Below are 15109 nucleotides of genomic sequence, written 5' to 3'. Positions count from 1 at the left end.
CGCTATGAATGTTGAGTGGATCGCTGTTGACTGGGGTACCTCTCATCTGCGCGTCTGGGCCATGCAGGGAGAAAGAGTGATCGCTCAGGCGGTTTCGCAGGATGGTATGTCGCGCACGGCTGGGGGAGATTTTCAGGCAGCCCTGTTGGCTCTGATCAAAGACTGGCTGCCTGAGAAGCCAGTAGACGTGATCGCCTGCGGAATGGTTGGTGCGCGGCAGGGCTGGGTCGAGGCGCCCTATTCCGCCGTGCCGTCCGAGCCAATCCCGGTCGTACCCTTCCGCGTTCCAAACACCGATCCGCGTATTCGGGCCTTCGTAGTTCCGGGACTAAAGCAGAACAGCCCCCCCGATGTGATGCGCGGTGAAGAGACTCAGATCGCAGGGTTCCTCAGTGCGCATCAGAATTGGGACGGTGTGATTTGCCTGCCCGGCACACATACAAAATGGGCCCAGATCAGTGCTGGTGAAGTTGTCAGTTTCCGAACCTTTATGACCGGTGAGATGTTTGATCTGCTGTGCGGGCAATCCGTTCTTCGGCATTCGATCGATGATGGATGGGACGAAGCAAGCTTCATTGACGCTGTGGCGGATACGCTATCGAAACCTGAACAGCTTGCTGCGCGACTCTTTGGGTTACGGGCGGCTGACTTGCTGCATGGTCAGAGTAAGAACATCGCGCATGCCAGTCTTTCGGGCTTCCTGATAGGTGCAGAGCTTGCCGCATCGCGGCCCTATTGGCTGGGTCAGCAATTGGCAGTCATCGGCTCGGAAAGTCTAACCAAGGCCTACGCCACCGCACTACAGCAACAAGGCGCATTGGTCGAAACCGTTGAAGCAACCGCGACAACACTTGCGGGGCTGGCACAGGCCCGCACACTCACGAGGCAAACCGCATGAGCCGTCCCATAATCGCCATCTTGCGCGGGCTGACACCTGATGAGGCGGGGCCTGTCGGGCACGCGTTGGTGCAAGCGGGTATTGACCGGATCGAAGTACCGCTGAATTCACCCGATCCTCTGGAAAGCATCCGTATCCTAGCCTCGGATATCGGTGATCGGGCACTTATTGGCGCAGGAACTGTGCTTACCCCTGATCAGGTTGATGCGGTAGCGGACGCTGGCGGCAAACTTATCGTTTCACCGAATTGCAATGTATCGGTAGTCCAACGTGCTATTGCACTTGAATTGCAAAGCTGGCCAGGCGTTTTCACCCCGACCGAAGCTTTCACGGCCCTACAAGCTGGAGCAACTGGGTTGAAATTGTTCCCCGGGTCGATGGCTGGCCCCTCAGGCTTGGCCGCAATGCGGGCCATACTACCACCTGACACGCAGGTATATGCCGTCGGTGGCGCGGGCCCAGAGAATTTTGATCAATGGATCAAGGCCAGTGCCGATGGCTTCGGGATTGGCTCAGCGCTTTACAAGCCTGGCATGTCTGTTGCTGAAGTATCAGACCACGCCCAGCAGATCGTGGCAGCCTATGACGAGTCAACGAAATGAGCCACGTTTACGATGATCGCCCCTGCGAATTGGGTGAAGGACCATTGTGGCACCCGGAGCGAAAACAACTCTTCTGGTTTGACATTCTTAGCAATCGCCTGATGTCCAGAGAAGGCAACCAAGCTCGGGTCTGGGAATTTGAAGAACATGTCTCCGCCGCTGGTTGGCTCGACAACGAAACCCTGCTGATCGCATCAGAGACAGGTCTGTGGCGATTTGAGCTGGGTAGCCACGCCAAGGATTTGATTGTTCCGATTGAGGCCGACAACCCGGTGACTCGATCTAATGACGGCCGCGCCGATCCTTGGGGCGGGTTCTGGATTGGCACCATGGGCAAGAATGCTGAAAAGGGCGCCGGATCGATTTACCGGTATTGGAAAGGTGAGCTAAGGCCATTGGTTCGGGATGTGACGATTTCGAACGCGATCTGTTTCGCGCCTGACCGCGCCTGTGCCTATTACAGCGATACTTTGACCAAACAGGTCATGCGCTGGGAACTGGATGCGGAGACTGGCTGGCCCATCGGCGAAGCCGCCGTGTTCCTTGACCTGCAAAGCGACGGCTTGAACCCGGATGGGGCTGTTGTCGACAGCACCGGCAATATCTGGATCGCTCAATGGGGTGCAAGCCGAGTCGCGGCCTATACGCCAGCCGGTCAATTCTTGAAATCAGTCCATTTCAACGCCAAACACACGTCGTGCCCGAGTTTTGGTGGCAACGATCTGACAACGCTGTTTTGCACCTCCGCCCGACAAGGGCTTGAAGCCGACACACTGACAAAAACACCAACAAACGGCATGACCCTCGCCGCCGCAAATGTTGGCGAAGGTCAAGCGGAGCACAGAGTTATCATATGAAGCCAGAACTTGGCGTCTGCTATTACCCTGAACACTGGCCCGAAGAGAATTGGGCCAAAGACGCGTCACGCATGATCGAGACCGGCCTGACCTGGGTCAGGATCGGAGAATTTGCTTGGAGCCGGATGGAGCCCACTCCGGGCGATCTACAGTTTGGCTGGTTGGATCGCGCGATTGAAACCCTGGGCGCTGCGGGCTTGAAGATTGTGCTGGGCACACCGACGGCAACTCCGCCACGTTGGATGCTGGATAAGTATCCCGACATGCTGGCCATGGACGCCAATGACGATCCGCGCAAATTTGGCTCGCGCCGACACTATTGTTTTAGTCACGCAGGCTATATCAACGAATGCACGCGGATCGCACAGATTATAGGTCAGCGTTATGGCCGTAACCCGCATATCGCGGCGTGGCAGATCGACAACGAGTATGGCTGTCACGATACGACAATCAGCTACAGCGACGCCGCTTTGAAAGCGTTTCGCCGCTGGCTCGCGGACCGCTACAGCTCGATCGAGGCACTGAACACAGCATGGGGCAATGTGTTCTGGTCGATGGAGTATAATAGCTTCGATCAGATCGAGTTGCCGAACCAAACCGTGACCGAGCCCAACCCAGCGCATGTTCTGGCATTTCGCAGGTTCAGTTCGGATCGGGTGGTGGCGTTCAACAAGGCCCAGGTCGACGCGCTGCGCCCGCTGACGGATGCACCATTGTTGCACAATTATATGGGTCGCGTGCTGGAATTTGATCATTTCGATGTCGGGAATGATCTCGATATCGCCACATGGGACAGCTATCCGATTGGCTTCCTGTCAGATCGTCTGGAAGCGGATGAGGCGCACAAAACCGCGTTTCTGCAGCAGGGCGATCCCGACATGCAGGCCTTTCACCACGACCTATACCGCGCTGTCGGTCATGGCCGCTGGTGGGTGATGGAGCAACAACCGGGCCCGGTAAATTGGGCCCCATATAACCCAGCCCCCCTGCCCGGTATGGTGCGCCTGTGGTCGCTTGAGGCCGTGGCACACGGGGCCGAAGTTGTTAGCTACTTCCGCTGGCGACAAGCACCGTTCGGTCAGGAACAGATGCATGCCGGCCTGATGACCCCAAATGGCCACGACGCACCCGGATTGGCCGAGGCGCGCCAAACTGCCGTCGATCTGGCCTCACTGGGCGAGGCCCATCCGGCACGCGCGCCTGTAGCGATTGTGTTCGACTATGCGTCGGACTGGGCATGGTCCACGCAGCCTCAGGGTGCCGGATTCGACTATTTCAAGTTGGTGTTCTCAGCCTACCGCGCATTGCGACGAGCCGGATTGTCAGTGGACTTTCTTTCTCCGTCTATGGTCGGCGAAAAGCACTACAACCTGATCCTCGCGCCGGGCGTGGCTGTACTGGGCGATCTGGAACAGCGACTGATACAGGGTTGTGATCTGGCCATTCTGGGTCCGCGTAGCGGAGCAATCACGGAAGACTTTCAAATCCCTCGCGAGGGGCGTCCCGGCCTCAACTATCTTGATACTCATGTTAACCTGATCGAAACGCTACCACCCAGTGTGGTCCGCACCGTCGACGGGGGTGGCAAGTCGGAACATTGGGTTGAACGTTTGTCGGGTGAAGCCAAGACCCTGCTAACATTCACCGATGGCACCCCTGCCCTGCACGGTGAAGCGGGGCTTTGGTATCTGGCCGGATTCCCGGATGAGGTGCTTTGGGATCGGGTCATTACGATGGCTGCTCAGGACACCAATCTTGTGCTCCACCCAATGCCTGCTGGACTACGACGGCGCGAGACGCAGTCGCATGAGGTATTGATTAATTACAATGCGCATCCGGTTTCGTGGAACGGCCTTCAGATCGAAGGTTGTGATGTCCTGTTCAGGAAAAACGGCTCATATCAACGTTAATATAGATACCGCTAACATAACCTGATACAGGGCATGACGCAGGTCATGGCTCCAACAGGTTGCGACAATGAAATACACCCGTTCAGACTATACCGATGGCTTCCTATTTGGGGCGAATGCCCCTGCTGAAATGGTCACAGGGTTGGATATGTACCGCATGTCGATCCGTTGGATTGATATCCTGCCAGATGGTCGCACACCTGATACTGATGCGTTGGATCAGTGCGAACAGCGGATCGATCAAATTCTGTCTCTGAACCTCCGGCCATGTGTGGTGCTAGATCATTCAGAGTTACCCCCAGCACTGGAAGACATTGGCGGCTGGTGCAATCGAGAAATAGCCGCATATTTCTCGGATTTCGCTGAAACAATCGTGGCGCGGATGGGCGATCACCTATTCAAGGTCTCAACATCGTGCCTGAGGACAAAAAACCAAGGCAGCCCACGCATCGAAGCGCGCAGTCTGCACCATCAACTTCTTGCTCAAGGCGCTGCTCGTCAAGAAATGCGCAGCTATGGTTTGACCAACCTAGGTGCAGAGCTTGAACCAGTCTTGCTCGCTTCAATTCTGAACGCGAAGTACCCCGAGGTGCTGCTGGATCGATTGAAGGACTACCTTCCCGACAACTGGTCAGATGATTTCGCAACCATCGCAGAACCGATTGACTGGCTCAGCGTGACAGTAAGTCAGGACGTCGATGTTGACACCGTACTGAACATAATTCCTGAACACAAAAAGCCATTGCCGGTTTTCATCAATGTGGCTTCGAATGATGCCTCAGACCTGACCCATGGATTGGATGCGATACACATCGCTCTGAAACAGGGCAGCTTGATTCAAGGGGCTTTCTTTGAATACGAGAGTAGCAGCACAGCCGATGCGCTTCAGCTACTCCTGAATGTTGGCAGCCAACCTGCGCCATGGGTTCGCCCCAAAGGAGGGCTGCACGCGCATTGGAACCTTGTTGCCGATATCGGTGGCACCAATACAAGACTTGGCGTCGTGACTGAGGGGGAACTGACTGATCTGCGCAAGCACCCCACCGGGACCGTCAGCGATCTGCAGGAGGCGCTTCATGAATTATGTGACGAAATTGGCACCCAGCCGCGCGCGGTTGTCGCCGCAGGTGCAGGACCCGTTAAGAATGGCACAATTCGTCTGACCAACGCCAATCTCGATCTCTCCGAGGGCGCTCTGGCCAAAGCCACAGGCGCGCACCACACCTATGTCATAAACGATTTCACAGCAGCCGCTTGGTCAGTTGCCGAAATTACCCAGAATGATGTCGAAGTTCTGCAGGGTGAGGCATCTCCGCCTCTGGGAACGCGCTTGGTCGTCGGGCCGGGGACAGGATTGGGCGTAGGCGCCCTGCTCTACTCCGAGGGTCATTTTCACACTGTGTCTGGCGAGGGGGGCCATATGGGTCTATCGCCGCGCCATCTGGATGAGGTCGAGGTTTTTAACGCCGCACGTCAGATCGTACCAGAGTGTTTCTTCAGTGATACGCTGGCCATCGAAGCCGAGATGTTTCTAAGCGGCACCGGGCTGCCGGTGCTTTATCAGGCGATTGGGATGACTGAGGGTCAGCTCAATGTCGCCATGCGTTCGGCAAAAGACATTCTTCAGGATTCGCAAGATGGCTCTGATGCCTGCGCGGTAAAAGCCGCTCGTATGTTTACTGAACATCTGGGTGCACTTATGGGAGACCTTGCCGTCGCCCTGACGCCTACAGGTGGGGTGTTTCTAGTTGGAGGGGTGGCTGAAAAGAACCGTTGGTTGTTCGGTCAGGATTTTCTACGTGCATTCAACGCTGGCGGACGTTTCGATGATTTGCGTAAAGCGATGAACTTGTATGTTTCGGAACAGGATGAATTTGGCATTGTTGGCGCTAACAATTTCTGTAAGAATGCGCTCGCACGTTAAACTAACCACGCCTTTTCTGAACAACGAAGGACTGCAGGATGATCCTGTGCTGCGGAGAAGCTCTGATCGACATGATCGCAGAACCAACGGTTTCGGGTGCAAAAGGTTTTGTTCCTCACTCCGGCGGAGCCATTTTCAATACTGCGGTCGCGTTGGGGCGCTTGGGTGTCTCGACGGGTCTATTGACAGGTTTGTCAACGGATATGTTCGGGGAACAACTAATAGCCGCCCTACAAATCAGCCACGTCACAACTACACATGCTGTTCGCTCGGATCGTCCAACGACGCTGGCTTTTGTGCAGTTGAAAGACGGGCATGCCACCTACAGTTTTGTTGATGAGAATTCTGCTGGGCGAATGCTGAGGCCAGAAGATATGCCCGATAAACTACCGGGCATCTCGGCATTGTATTTTGGTGGGATCAGCTTGGCCTGCGAACCCTGCGCCGATGCCTACGCTGCCTTGCTTGAACGCCATGGCGCAGAGCGTGCGGTAATGCTGGACCCAAACATTCGTCCGGGGTTCATCAAGGATCAGACCCGATACCGGACCCGACTGAACCACATGATCGCTAAGACTGACATAATTAAGGTATCAGACGAGGATCTTGATTGGATTATCCCCGGTCCCGAAAGCCATGCCGAGAAAGTCCCACTGCTGCTACAAGCAGGTCCTGCTGTCGTGATCGTGACCAAAGGGGGCGACGGTGCATCCGGCTATCTAGCGGATGGAACTGAGGTCTCGGTACCAGTTCAGAGGGTTAAAGTCGTGGATACCGTCGGTGCCGGAGATACATTCAATGCGGGCGTGCTGGCCGCACTAAGTCGCGCGGGTCAATTAGATAAGCCATCCCTGCGCGCCTTGCCGTCAAACAGTTTACGCGACGCGCTGGAGTTTGGGGCAAAAGTTGCTGCGGTGACCGTATCGCGCGCCGGGGCAAACCCACCCTGGGCGCAGGACCTCTGATTTTGGACAGATTCCGGAAGTGATGGAAAACATCTTGAGGTCACCCCTCAGTGAATATTATGCCCCTTCAAACGTAGTGAATTTGGCAGTTGGGCTGCAACGCAGTCAGGTCTTGCCCAAGCAGATTACTATCTGCGGATCAACTTAATTCCTCTACGGATATATTGGCGCTAGGTTTGAGGTACACGATATGAGAGAGATTGTGGCCTGCAGGCACTCTGGCGACGCTGAGGACCCGGTCGGCTGAAGCGACAGAGCACCAACATGATCCAGCCAAGTATGATTGGTGCGACCTCACCCGTTAACCAATTGGTAAAGATTCTCTTCAGCCTTGAGATCAGACCATCCAGAAACCGTGTATCGGCGTCCGCCAATATCCCGACACCGATATCGCAATACGCCATGAAGTGCTTGCCACATTTTGCTCCCCTGAGAGCGCGCAGCTAGATCCTCACGCTATCTAACATCGGACTTTCTTTGGATATGGAAACAAAGAAGTGCTTTGCTGCCAACCAACACGAGGCAATAGACCAGCTTCAAATAAAGAGCTGCCCCCAATATTATTCGGAGGCAGCTTAGTTGTTAATTCAGCAAAAGCTGACTTCGGTGATGAAGGTCAGCTCCGGCCTTTCCACGGAACCAGCCAGTTTTCAGCCTTGCGCATCAGGATATCGATGCCATAGCCGATGATGCCGATCAGCACGATGCCCATGATGACAATATCCGTCAGCTGGAATTTAGAGGCCGCGATGATCATCATACCAGCCCCTTTCTGTGCCGCGACAAGTTCGGCCGCCACAACAGTACCCCAGCATACACCCATGGCGACGCGTGCGCCGGTGAATATCTCGGGCAACGAGTTGGGCACAATCACATGGCGCATGATCTGCCACTTCGACGCCCCCAGCGAGTATGCCGCGTGGATTTTTGAGATGTTCACACCAGACACACCTGCACGTGCAGCAATAGTCATGATCCAAAGCGCCGCTAGGAACAACAGGACGATCTTGCCGGTCTCCCAGATGCCAAACCAGATGATGACCAATGGGATCAGCGCCAATGGCGGCACAGGGCGCATGAACTCTACGATTGGGTCAAACCAGCCCCGGAACCAGCCAGACAATCCCATGGCGTATCCGAGCGGAATGCCGATGAGCGCCCCGGCGACGAAGCCCGCGATAACCCGCAACAACGACCAACCAAGATGCTGCCAAAGCGAGAAGTTCTGATAGCCTTCGCTGGCGATCTCGAAGAAGCGCGCGACAACAGTTTCGGGTGCCGGCAACCAGATCGGGTTCATCTGCATACCCTGCGCGGGAGTGAAGCTGATCGCGCCTTTTCCGGTCAGTGATACTGTGCCATCGCCCACGCTAACAGAACCATCCTCGCCAATCGCCGTGCCATTGATGGCGATGATCTTCGCGCCATCTTTGCGCTTCACCTCATCATTTTTGTCGAACAAGATGGTTGAGGAACGACCGCTGGGCGCGACAAAGGCGACATCCTTGGCAAAGCCGTCACCAGGCTCAACTTCAAAGCCCTCCGCCTCCTCTCCAAAAGGGGGAACCTTTACATAGATCGTGGCATCATCTGTGTTGCCGTTTGCGTCTTCGACTGTGTACGTAAACTGCAAATCCCCGACAAAGGGGCCAGGGACATGGATGGGCAGCAGTTTTGAACCGGTAAACGCGGCCCAAATCACAAAGATCACAAGGATCGAGATAATCGACGCTGCCCGGTCTGCGCGTACAGCACTTTCATCGCCAAACGTCACAGTTTTGAGGCTCGTAAAGTCCTGACGGCTTTGCAAACCCCTGCGCAGCAGATGCACGATCAGAAATGCGCCGCCGAACAGGCCGATATAAAAAAGAAGTACCATCATGATGCTTGCTCCGTCCGGCCCATGATTTCCTCTTCCATTTCCCAAATCATCGAAAGGATTTCGTCGCGCGTTTCCGCAAAGCCCTCGGACTTTTTCACGTCACGAAGGTCAGCGTTCACACCTCGCTCGGCAAATGGCAGATTATATTCCTTGTGAATTCGTCCAGGGCGCGGGGCCATGACGATCAATCGCTCACCCAGCAACAGGGCTTCTTCCACCGAGTGGGTGATCAGAATGATTGTCTTACCAGTTTCTTTCCATAGCTTCAGAACCAGGCCCTGCATTTTTTCACGTGTCAACGCGTCCAAAGCACCAAGCGGTTCATCCATCAGGATCACATCGGGCTCGTTTGCCAGGCATCGCGCCAGTGCGACACGCTGCTGCATACCCCCAGACAATTCGTAAACAGCCTTTTCCTTGAAATCCTGTAGGCCCACGACCTCAAGCAAATGATCCGATATCTTGTCTCGTTCCGCTTTTGGCATGCCCTTCATACGTGGTCCAAAATCCACATTCTCGCGCACGTTCATCCACTCGAATAGGGCGCCTTTTTGAAACACCATTCCGCGTTCCGCATCCGGACCTTTGACCAAATGCCCATTCAGCTCAATGCGCCCTGAGGTCGGTGCAAGAAAGCCCGCAACAATGTTCAGTAATGTTGTCTTGCCGCATCCTGATGGGCCAAGAACCGAGACCAGTTCACCTTCTTTCAGACTAAGCGATACGTCCTGGAGCGCCTGCACTGAAGTACCGTTAGGCAAGTCAAAACGCATGGACAGGTCTACGATGTCCAATTCAGGCATTCTGTTTCCTTCCTGCTGTTGCATCTGGGGACCGGCCCGCAACCGGACCAGTCCCCAGCGATCTGCATTATTTTAGTTGTCGAATGTTCGTCCCGATCTCAGTTTGAGGCTGAGCTCAGCGGATCTGCATTCACAGCACCTTCATAGGAATCCAGCGCGGAATCGATGCTACCCGCTGATACAAAGACGTTAGCGACGCCCTTCATAAAGTCTTGGGCACCACCACCTAGCCACTTGTCCGACAATTGCTCTTCGGCCGTCGGGAAACTGAATGTAGCGATCGTTGCTGCAGCATCGCTTGGATCCATACCTGCATCCTTGGCGATGACTGCCAACATATCATCCTTGTTGTCCCCAGCGGCCCATTGCGCATTGGCGTCCGCGGTCACTTTGAGAAACTTCGAGAGTAGTTCCGGTTCTTCTTCGATGAAGGAAGACGGAGCACTGGTCACATCGAAAACAAGAATGCCAAGCTCTTCCTTCTCAGCACCAGTCAGCAAGATATTGCCGTGCTCGGTCATGCGCCGCAGCGCACCACCCCAGCCGCACACCATGTCCAGGTTGCCTTGCGCAAAGGCGGCTGCCCCATCGGCAGGAGCCATATCGACAATTTCCAGCGAGCTTAGATCGACGCCAAAATGGTCCATCTGTGACAAGAAGCCATAATGCGCGGCGGTCCCAATCGGAACGCCAACCTTCTTGCCATTCAGCTCACCTGCATTTGTCTTGTCGATTTCAAGCGCTTCAGCGACGACACAATTGTCATTGTCCGAATAGCTTACCGCAACATCCACGGCCTGCAGATCCTGACCGGCAGACGTGGCTACGACAAAAGGTGGTACACCCTGGCTGACCGCGATCTGAACGTCGCCTGAAGCCATGGCGGCAGACATTGCAGTGCCCGTGTCGAAGGACACCCAATTGATCTTGACCCCCATCTCGTCTTCATAGGTCCCGTTTGCTTTCGCATACTGGAACGGCATCGGCCATTCCAAAAAGTACGCAACCGTTATTTCATCAAGCGCTGCGGCTTGTGAGGCGGTTACAGCGGCAATCCCGGCATAGGCCGTTGTAAGCAGATATTTTTTGATCATTTCGATTATTTTCTCCCTGCTGGTTCCGTCAGTTCGACCATTTCCGATGGTCGACTACGGATCAGTAAGAGAAACCATAGTCGGTAAGGCTCAATTTCGTAAATCAAAAAACATGTTGCGAAAAAACCGTAACTTTGTTTCGCTTTTGATAAATAGTTCTTTGGAAGGGCCTGCAGTGACCAAAAAATCACTTAGCCTCAGATGGCTTGAAATCTTTCAACTGGTCTCGAAATTGGGGTCGATCCAAAAGGTGTCTGTTGAAACCGGTTTGTCAATCAGCACGGTTTCAAATCATCTGCGCAGCCTTGAACGGGCTCTGGACGTGGAACTAGTGGATCACAGCCGCCGACCGATGGGATTAACGCCTGCTGGCACAGTGTTCTCCCGACATGTCCACGAAGGCCTGATGGCTCTGAAACGTGGTGAGGCTGAGCTGCGCTCGGGCAGTTGGCAGCATGCAACAGATTTGCGTTTAGGTTTGATAGATGATTTCGACAGCCGTGTTGCGCCCGATTTGTTTACTCTTCTTTCGGCTCGGCTGCCGCGATGCAGCTTTCGCCACTTTACGCGCCAAAGCCACGAGATCATCGACAAGCTTCAATCGCAGGGTTTGGATGCAGGTGTCGCAACCCGACCTTCCTACCATGTCGAGGGGCTGAAAGAGTTTCCCCTACTTCGTGATCCCTTCATCGTGATAATTCCACCCGCCTTCGACTGTCCGGTTGAAGACCTTGCCAACCCGGATAGTACTCTGCCGTTTCTGCGATACTCGCGGGATCTCGCCATCGGCAAGCTTATTGAGATGCAGCTTACGCGCAGCAAGATAATTTTGCCCAACCGCTTCGAACTTGAGTGCAATCAATCCATTATCGGGCTGGTCGCAGGAGGCAGTGGTTGGACCATCACAACCGCCGCCAGCTACTATCGTGCGCGTCGCTTCCACAAAAACACGCGGGCGATGCCTTTTCCCGGCAAAAGTTTTGCCCGCACCGTGTCGTTATTTACAACGGATGTATATCCGTCATCGACGACCCGGTTGATCCACAACGTATTGCAAAAGCTGATCCGTCAACACGTCACCGAACCTATGATATCGCGGTTCCAGTGGTTGGAAGATGATTTCCGAACAATCCCCACTCCGGCCGAATTGTAAACGCCTCGTCATACGAGCTTAGCCGACGGATGTTTCAGCACGGCAGACGTTGCAGCCGTCATGTACCCGCTAGGTTTCAGCCTCTTGCTCACGGGGGGGCAATTCTTCGATCAACCTTGTCTCAAGCAACTGACCGCTGGAGTAGAGGATCGGCGTCGAAATAGCGGCTATATGACTATTGAATTCACGAAGCGCCCGTAGGGTCTCGAGATGCACATCGCTGGTTTCGAAGCTTTCTGCCATGCCATTTTGCAAACGGCGGAAATGACGTTTTCTGCTGTCACGTTCGGCACGCTTGATCTCAGTCTTTTCCAAGTTCAGAAGCCGTGCACTTTCCAGATCTTCCGAAATTATGACGTTTGTCGCCAGTTTCAGATTGGCCAGTATTTTCTCGTGCATCTGTTGCACTTCCGACCATCCCTCTGGCGAAAACTGCTTCCCTGTTTCCCGCAATTCACCGGTCAGCACCGTCAGGCGCTTTGCCACAACGTCGCCTGCTGTTTCCAACCGGACTGCATATTCCAGCATATCGCGGGCTGCATCAGAGTTTTTCGAATCCATCTTGTCCGCAGGCAATGCTGCGACAAATGCCCGGATATCTGTCAAGCATTGGTTAACATCCTGATCTATAGCCTGAATTGCCTTGATCTGCTCGGGTTCACCAGATCGGTAGAGCCCCAGCAAGGGGCTGAACATCAGCTGTACAAGATCAGCCATTCGAACCAACTCGCGTTTGAGGGCCGAGATCGCCAGGGTTGGAGATCCCGCCACTTGTGGATCAAGGGCGCTTGCGGGCCGAGCGAGCGGGTTGGCTTCTACGACTGGTTTTTCATCCGGTAGTAGCCGCATGAACGGAGCCTGCAACATTCCACAGAAGGGTAAAGACAAGATCAGGAGCGAAGCATTGAACGCCAAATGCGCATTGACCAGCATCTGCCCCTGATAATCGCTGCCGATCATCCCAGCGCGCAAAGCCAAGTTCGCGGCAAACAGGCATAGCAGGGCCCAGACCCCGCGAAGCGCAAGATTTGCGTAAGGAATGCGCCGGGCACGTATGTCCATCCCACGCGTTAACCAAACTGGAATGAGCGCGCTGCCCAAATTTGCGCCTAGCACCAATGACAATCCGGCAGAGAACGGCAATGCACCTATCTGGACCAGCGTGACGCACATCAAAATGGCCGCAACTGAACTGTGCATGACAAAGGCCAGCGCACCTCCGACAATGAATGCAGTCACATAATCGCGTACGAGATAGTCAGCGATTGCGGGCAAGAACGCGCTGTCCCGGATCGGGTCCATGGCTTCACGCAAAAACCGCAGAGAAATCAAGATAAAGGCGACACCCATCAGAATTCGACCGATCTGACGTGGCCGCTTTCGTTCGGTTTTGACAAATAACCAACCACCGATGGCCAATAGTAGCGGCACGAGCCAGTCAAGACGGAATGACAGTATCTGAATCACAAGGGCGGAACCAAGGTCACCCCCCAATACAATCGCCAGACCGGCCGGGAAAGCCAAATATCCGCCCGCCGCGAACCCTGAGGCCAGCAGCGCCACCGCAGCCGAGCTCTGCAGAACAACTGCCAACAGCATCCCCGTCAGGCTGGAACCCATCATGCTGTTGTTTCGTGTCAGCACACGCTGGAACGAGGCGCCGTAACTCCGCTCGATCCCTGTTCGGACCATTCGAACCGCAAACAGCAAGAGCATTGTGGCTCCGGCCAGTTGAGTAAGAAATACTAGTATTGCCATGCGGTGCGGTCTTTCTGCTGCATCGGCCTGTTTAACGTCCAAATTCTATGAAATTCAAGCACAAACGAGGCAAACAATGGTGGCGATACGACATCTAGCGGCTGGCTTCGAAGTGCAAATGTATTTGGCAGGGCAGATCAATTGCAAGTCGCATTGCAGATATTCAAATCAGCGTTTGGTATTAGAGAAACGGGTGCCGGATTTTGACAAATTAATATCAATGTTCGCATGAGCCGCTTAATTATACGCAGGTATGCCTGTATCCATAGGATTTAGAATGCCGCGTCAGTCTGCTCCGAAAGACCTCAGCCTCAAATGGCTGGAACTGTTTCAGATATGCGCGCAGAAAGGGTCGCTGCAGGCGGCCTCAAAGGAAACAGGGCTGACGATCAGCACCGTTTCCCATCACCTGCGCAATCTCGAAGACCATCTGGGCGTTGAGCTGTTCGACCACACCCGCAGACCCATGGTTCTGACCCCAAAAGGTCGGTCTTTCCTGCTCAATATCGACGATGCGCTGCACCTGATCCGAAAGGCCAAGGCCGAAGCGTCTGCAGGAAGCATCACCGAGGCCAGCTATCTGCGTTTCGGCACGATCGAGGATTTCGACAGCGACATTATTCCGGAACTGGCGGTCTATCTATTCGCGAACATGCACGCCTGCGATTTCATGTACCATACAGATTCCAGCCACGCGATTATCGACATGCTGCGCGACAGGCAGTTGGATCTGGGGATTTCCACCACCCCCAGCGAGCGTATGCGCGATCTGCAGGATCGGCCCCTTCTGCGCGATCCATTTGTGATCATTTTGCCCAAGGTGAATGACAAATCTTTGGAAGATATTGTTGAGGGTCGAACCAAATTGCCGTTTCTACGGTATTCCAGCAATCTGATTATCGCGCGTCAGATTGAATCCCAACTACGCAGGATGGGGATTTCGGCCTCTCACAGGTTTGAATGCAGCAATAACCAGACACTGATGTCGATGGTGTCATCTGGTGCGGGTTGGACCATCACAACGCCGCTGCTGTATTCTCGAGCAAAGCGGTTTCAATCAAAGCTGCGCATGCACCCGTTTCCGGGCAAAAGCTTTGCGCGCACTCTGGCGCTGGTCGCAACGCCGGATTGTTCGAGGTCGGTGATCGAGCTTGTGGATGCCAAAACCCGATCACTGATCAATGACCGCATCATTGCCCCGCTGAGCACTGATATCCCTTGGCTGGCGGATAATTTCAAGCTGATCGAGTAGCAGCTGGATCA

General features: G+C 54.5%; 12 protein-coding genes. 8 read left to right on the top strand and 4 right to left on the bottom strand.

The window, feature by feature from the left end; all coding sequences use genetic code 11:
• The first annotated feature begins 4 nt into the window (after positions 1-4).
• From ACR3EJ_RS22950 to ACR3EJ_RS22925, 6 genes are all read left to right on the top strand, one after another.
• The gene (locus tag ACR3EJ_RS22950) at positions 5-898 is read left to right on the top strand and encodes a 2-dehydro-3-deoxygalactonokinase (RefSeq protein WP_170544086.1); all 894 of its coding nucleotides are present in this window, start codon (positions 5-7) and stop codon (positions 896-898) included.
• Positions 895-1500: a 2-dehydro-3-deoxy-6-phosphogalactonate aldolase gene (locus ACR3EJ_RS22945; RefSeq protein ID WP_170544084.1), complete on the top strand. Its 606-nt coding sequence runs from the start codon at positions 895-897 to the stop codon at positions 1498-1500. The genes ACR3EJ_RS22950 and ACR3EJ_RS22945 overlap by 4 nt, the downstream gene beginning before the upstream one ends.
• Positions 1497-2357, top strand: coding sequence for an SMP-30/gluconolactonase/LRE family protein (locus ACR3EJ_RS22940; protein ID WP_170544082.1), 861 nt, complete (start codon positions 1497-1499; stop codon positions 2355-2357). The genes ACR3EJ_RS22945 and ACR3EJ_RS22940 overlap by 4 nt, the downstream gene beginning before the upstream one ends.
• Complete coding sequence (locus ACR3EJ_RS22935) at positions 2354-4267, top strand: beta-galactosidase (RefSeq protein WP_170544080.1); 1914 nt, start codon at positions 2354-2356, stop codon at positions 4265-4267. Before ACR3EJ_RS22940 ends, ACR3EJ_RS22935 begins: the two co-directional genes overlap by 4 nt.
• A gap of 67 nt (positions 4268-4334) precedes the next feature.
• Positions 4335-6191 carry a family 1 glycosylhydrolase gene (locus ACR3EJ_RS22930; RefSeq protein ID WP_170544078.1) on the top strand — a complete coding sequence of 619 codons (1857 nt, stop codon included), beginning with the start codon at positions 4335-4337 and terminating at the stop codon, positions 6189-6191.
• Positions 6192-6229: 38 nt separating this feature from the next.
• Entirely contained in the window at positions 6230-7156 is a 927-nt protein-coding gene (locus ACR3EJ_RS22925; RefSeq protein WP_170544076.1) for a carbohydrate kinase family protein, read from the top strand.
• A 616-nt stretch (positions 7157-7772) separates the two neighbouring features.
• Here the strand turns inward: ACR3EJ_RS22925 and ACR3EJ_RS22920 are convergent.
• The 3 genes from ACR3EJ_RS22920 to ACR3EJ_RS22910 all read right to left on the bottom strand — a co-directional run bounded on the left by ACR3EJ_RS22920 (position 7773) and on the right by ACR3EJ_RS22910 (position 10935).
• Positions 7773-9038 carry an ABC transporter permease subunit gene (locus ACR3EJ_RS22920; RefSeq protein WP_170544074.1) on the bottom strand — a complete coding sequence of 422 codons (1266 nt, stop codon included), beginning with the start codon at positions 9036-9038 and terminating at the stop codon, positions 7773-7775.
• A complete protein-coding gene (locus ACR3EJ_RS22915) occupies positions 9035-9841 on the bottom strand; it encodes a taurine ABC transporter ATP-binding protein (RefSeq protein ID WP_010441534.1) in 807 nt (268 codons plus the stop codon). Before ACR3EJ_RS22915 ends, ACR3EJ_RS22920 begins: the two co-directional genes overlap by 4 nt.
• 98 nt (positions 9842-9939) lie before the next feature.
• Positions 9940-10935: a taurine ABC transporter substrate-binding protein gene (locus tag ACR3EJ_RS22910; RefSeq protein ID WP_010441535.1), complete on the bottom strand. Its 996-nt coding sequence runs from the start codon at positions 10933-10935 to the stop codon at positions 9940-9942.
• 175 nt (positions 10936-11110) lie between these two features.
• On the opposite strand from ACR3EJ_RS22910, the gene ACR3EJ_RS22905 reads away from it, so the two are divergent.
• Positions 11111-12088: a LysR family transcriptional regulator gene (locus tag ACR3EJ_RS22905; RefSeq protein ID WP_480423597.1), complete on the top strand. Its 978-nt coding sequence runs from the start codon at positions 11111-11113 to the stop codon at positions 12086-12088.
• Between the two features lie 69 nt (positions 12089-12157).
• On the opposite strand, the gene ACR3EJ_RS22900 is transcribed toward ACR3EJ_RS22905, so the two are convergent.
• Complete coding sequence (locus ACR3EJ_RS22900) at positions 12158-13846, bottom strand: Na/Pi cotransporter family protein (RefSeq protein WP_170544070.1); 1689 nt, start codon at positions 13844-13846, stop codon at positions 12158-12160.
• A gap of 277 nt (positions 13847-14123) precedes the next feature.
• On the opposite strand from ACR3EJ_RS22900, the gene ACR3EJ_RS22895 reads away from it, so the two are divergent.
• Positions 14124-15098: a LysR family transcriptional regulator gene (locus ACR3EJ_RS22895; RefSeq protein ID WP_170544068.1), complete on the top strand. Its 975-nt coding sequence runs from the start codon at positions 14124-14126 to the stop codon at positions 15096-15098.
• Positions 15099-15109: the final 11 nt, after the last annotated feature.

The organism is Ruegeria sp. AB11 (assembly GCF_056536325.1).
This window is presented reverse-complemented; position numbering and strand designations above follow the sequence as displayed.

What these genes read in the sequence shown, in the direction of transcription:
- ACR3EJ_RS22945 (WP_170544084.1), top strand. Translation starts at nt 895, where the DNA reads ATGAGCCGTCCCATAATCGCCATCTTGCGCGGGCTGACACCTGATGAG.
- ACR3EJ_RS22940 (WP_170544082.1), top strand. Translation starts at nt 1,497, where the DNA reads ATGAGCCACGTTTACGATGATCGCCCCTGCGAATTGGGTGAAGGACCA.
- ACR3EJ_RS22895 (WP_170544068.1), top strand. Translation starts at nt 14,124, where the DNA reads ATGCCGCGTCAGTCTGCTCCGAAAGACCTCAGCCTCAAATGGCTGGAA.
- ACR3EJ_RS22900 (WP_170544070.1), bottom strand. Translation starts at nt 13,846, where the DNA reads ATGGCAATACTAGTATTTCTTACTCAACTGGCCGGAGCCACAATGCTC.
- ACR3EJ_RS22925 (WP_170544076.1), top strand. Translation starts at nt 6,230, where the DNA reads ATGATCCTGTGCTGCGGAGAAGCTCTGATCGACATGATCGCAGAACCA.
- ACR3EJ_RS22910 (WP_010441535.1), bottom strand. Translation starts at nt 10,935, where the DNA reads ATGATCAAAAAATATCTGCTTACAACGGCCTATGCCGGGATTGCCGCT.
- ACR3EJ_RS22935 (WP_170544080.1), top strand. Translation starts at nt 2,354, where the DNA reads ATGAAGCCAGAACTTGGCGTCTGCTATTACCCTGAACACTGGCCCGAA.
- ACR3EJ_RS22950 (WP_170544086.1), top strand. Translation starts at nt 5, where the DNA reads ATGAATGTTGAGTGGATCGCTGTTGACTGGGGTACCTCTCATCTGCGC.
- ACR3EJ_RS22915 (WP_010441534.1), bottom strand. Translation starts at nt 9,841, where the DNA reads ATGCCTGAATTGGACATCGTAGACCTGTCCATGCGTTTTGACTTGCCT.
- ACR3EJ_RS22930 (WP_170544078.1), top strand. Translation starts at nt 4,335, where the DNA reads ATGAAATACACCCGTTCAGACTATACCGATGGCTTCCTATTTGGGGCG.
- ACR3EJ_RS22920 (WP_170544074.1), bottom strand. Translation starts at nt 9,038, where the DNA reads ATGATGGTACTTCTTTTTTATATCGGCCTGTTCGGCGGCGCATTTCTG.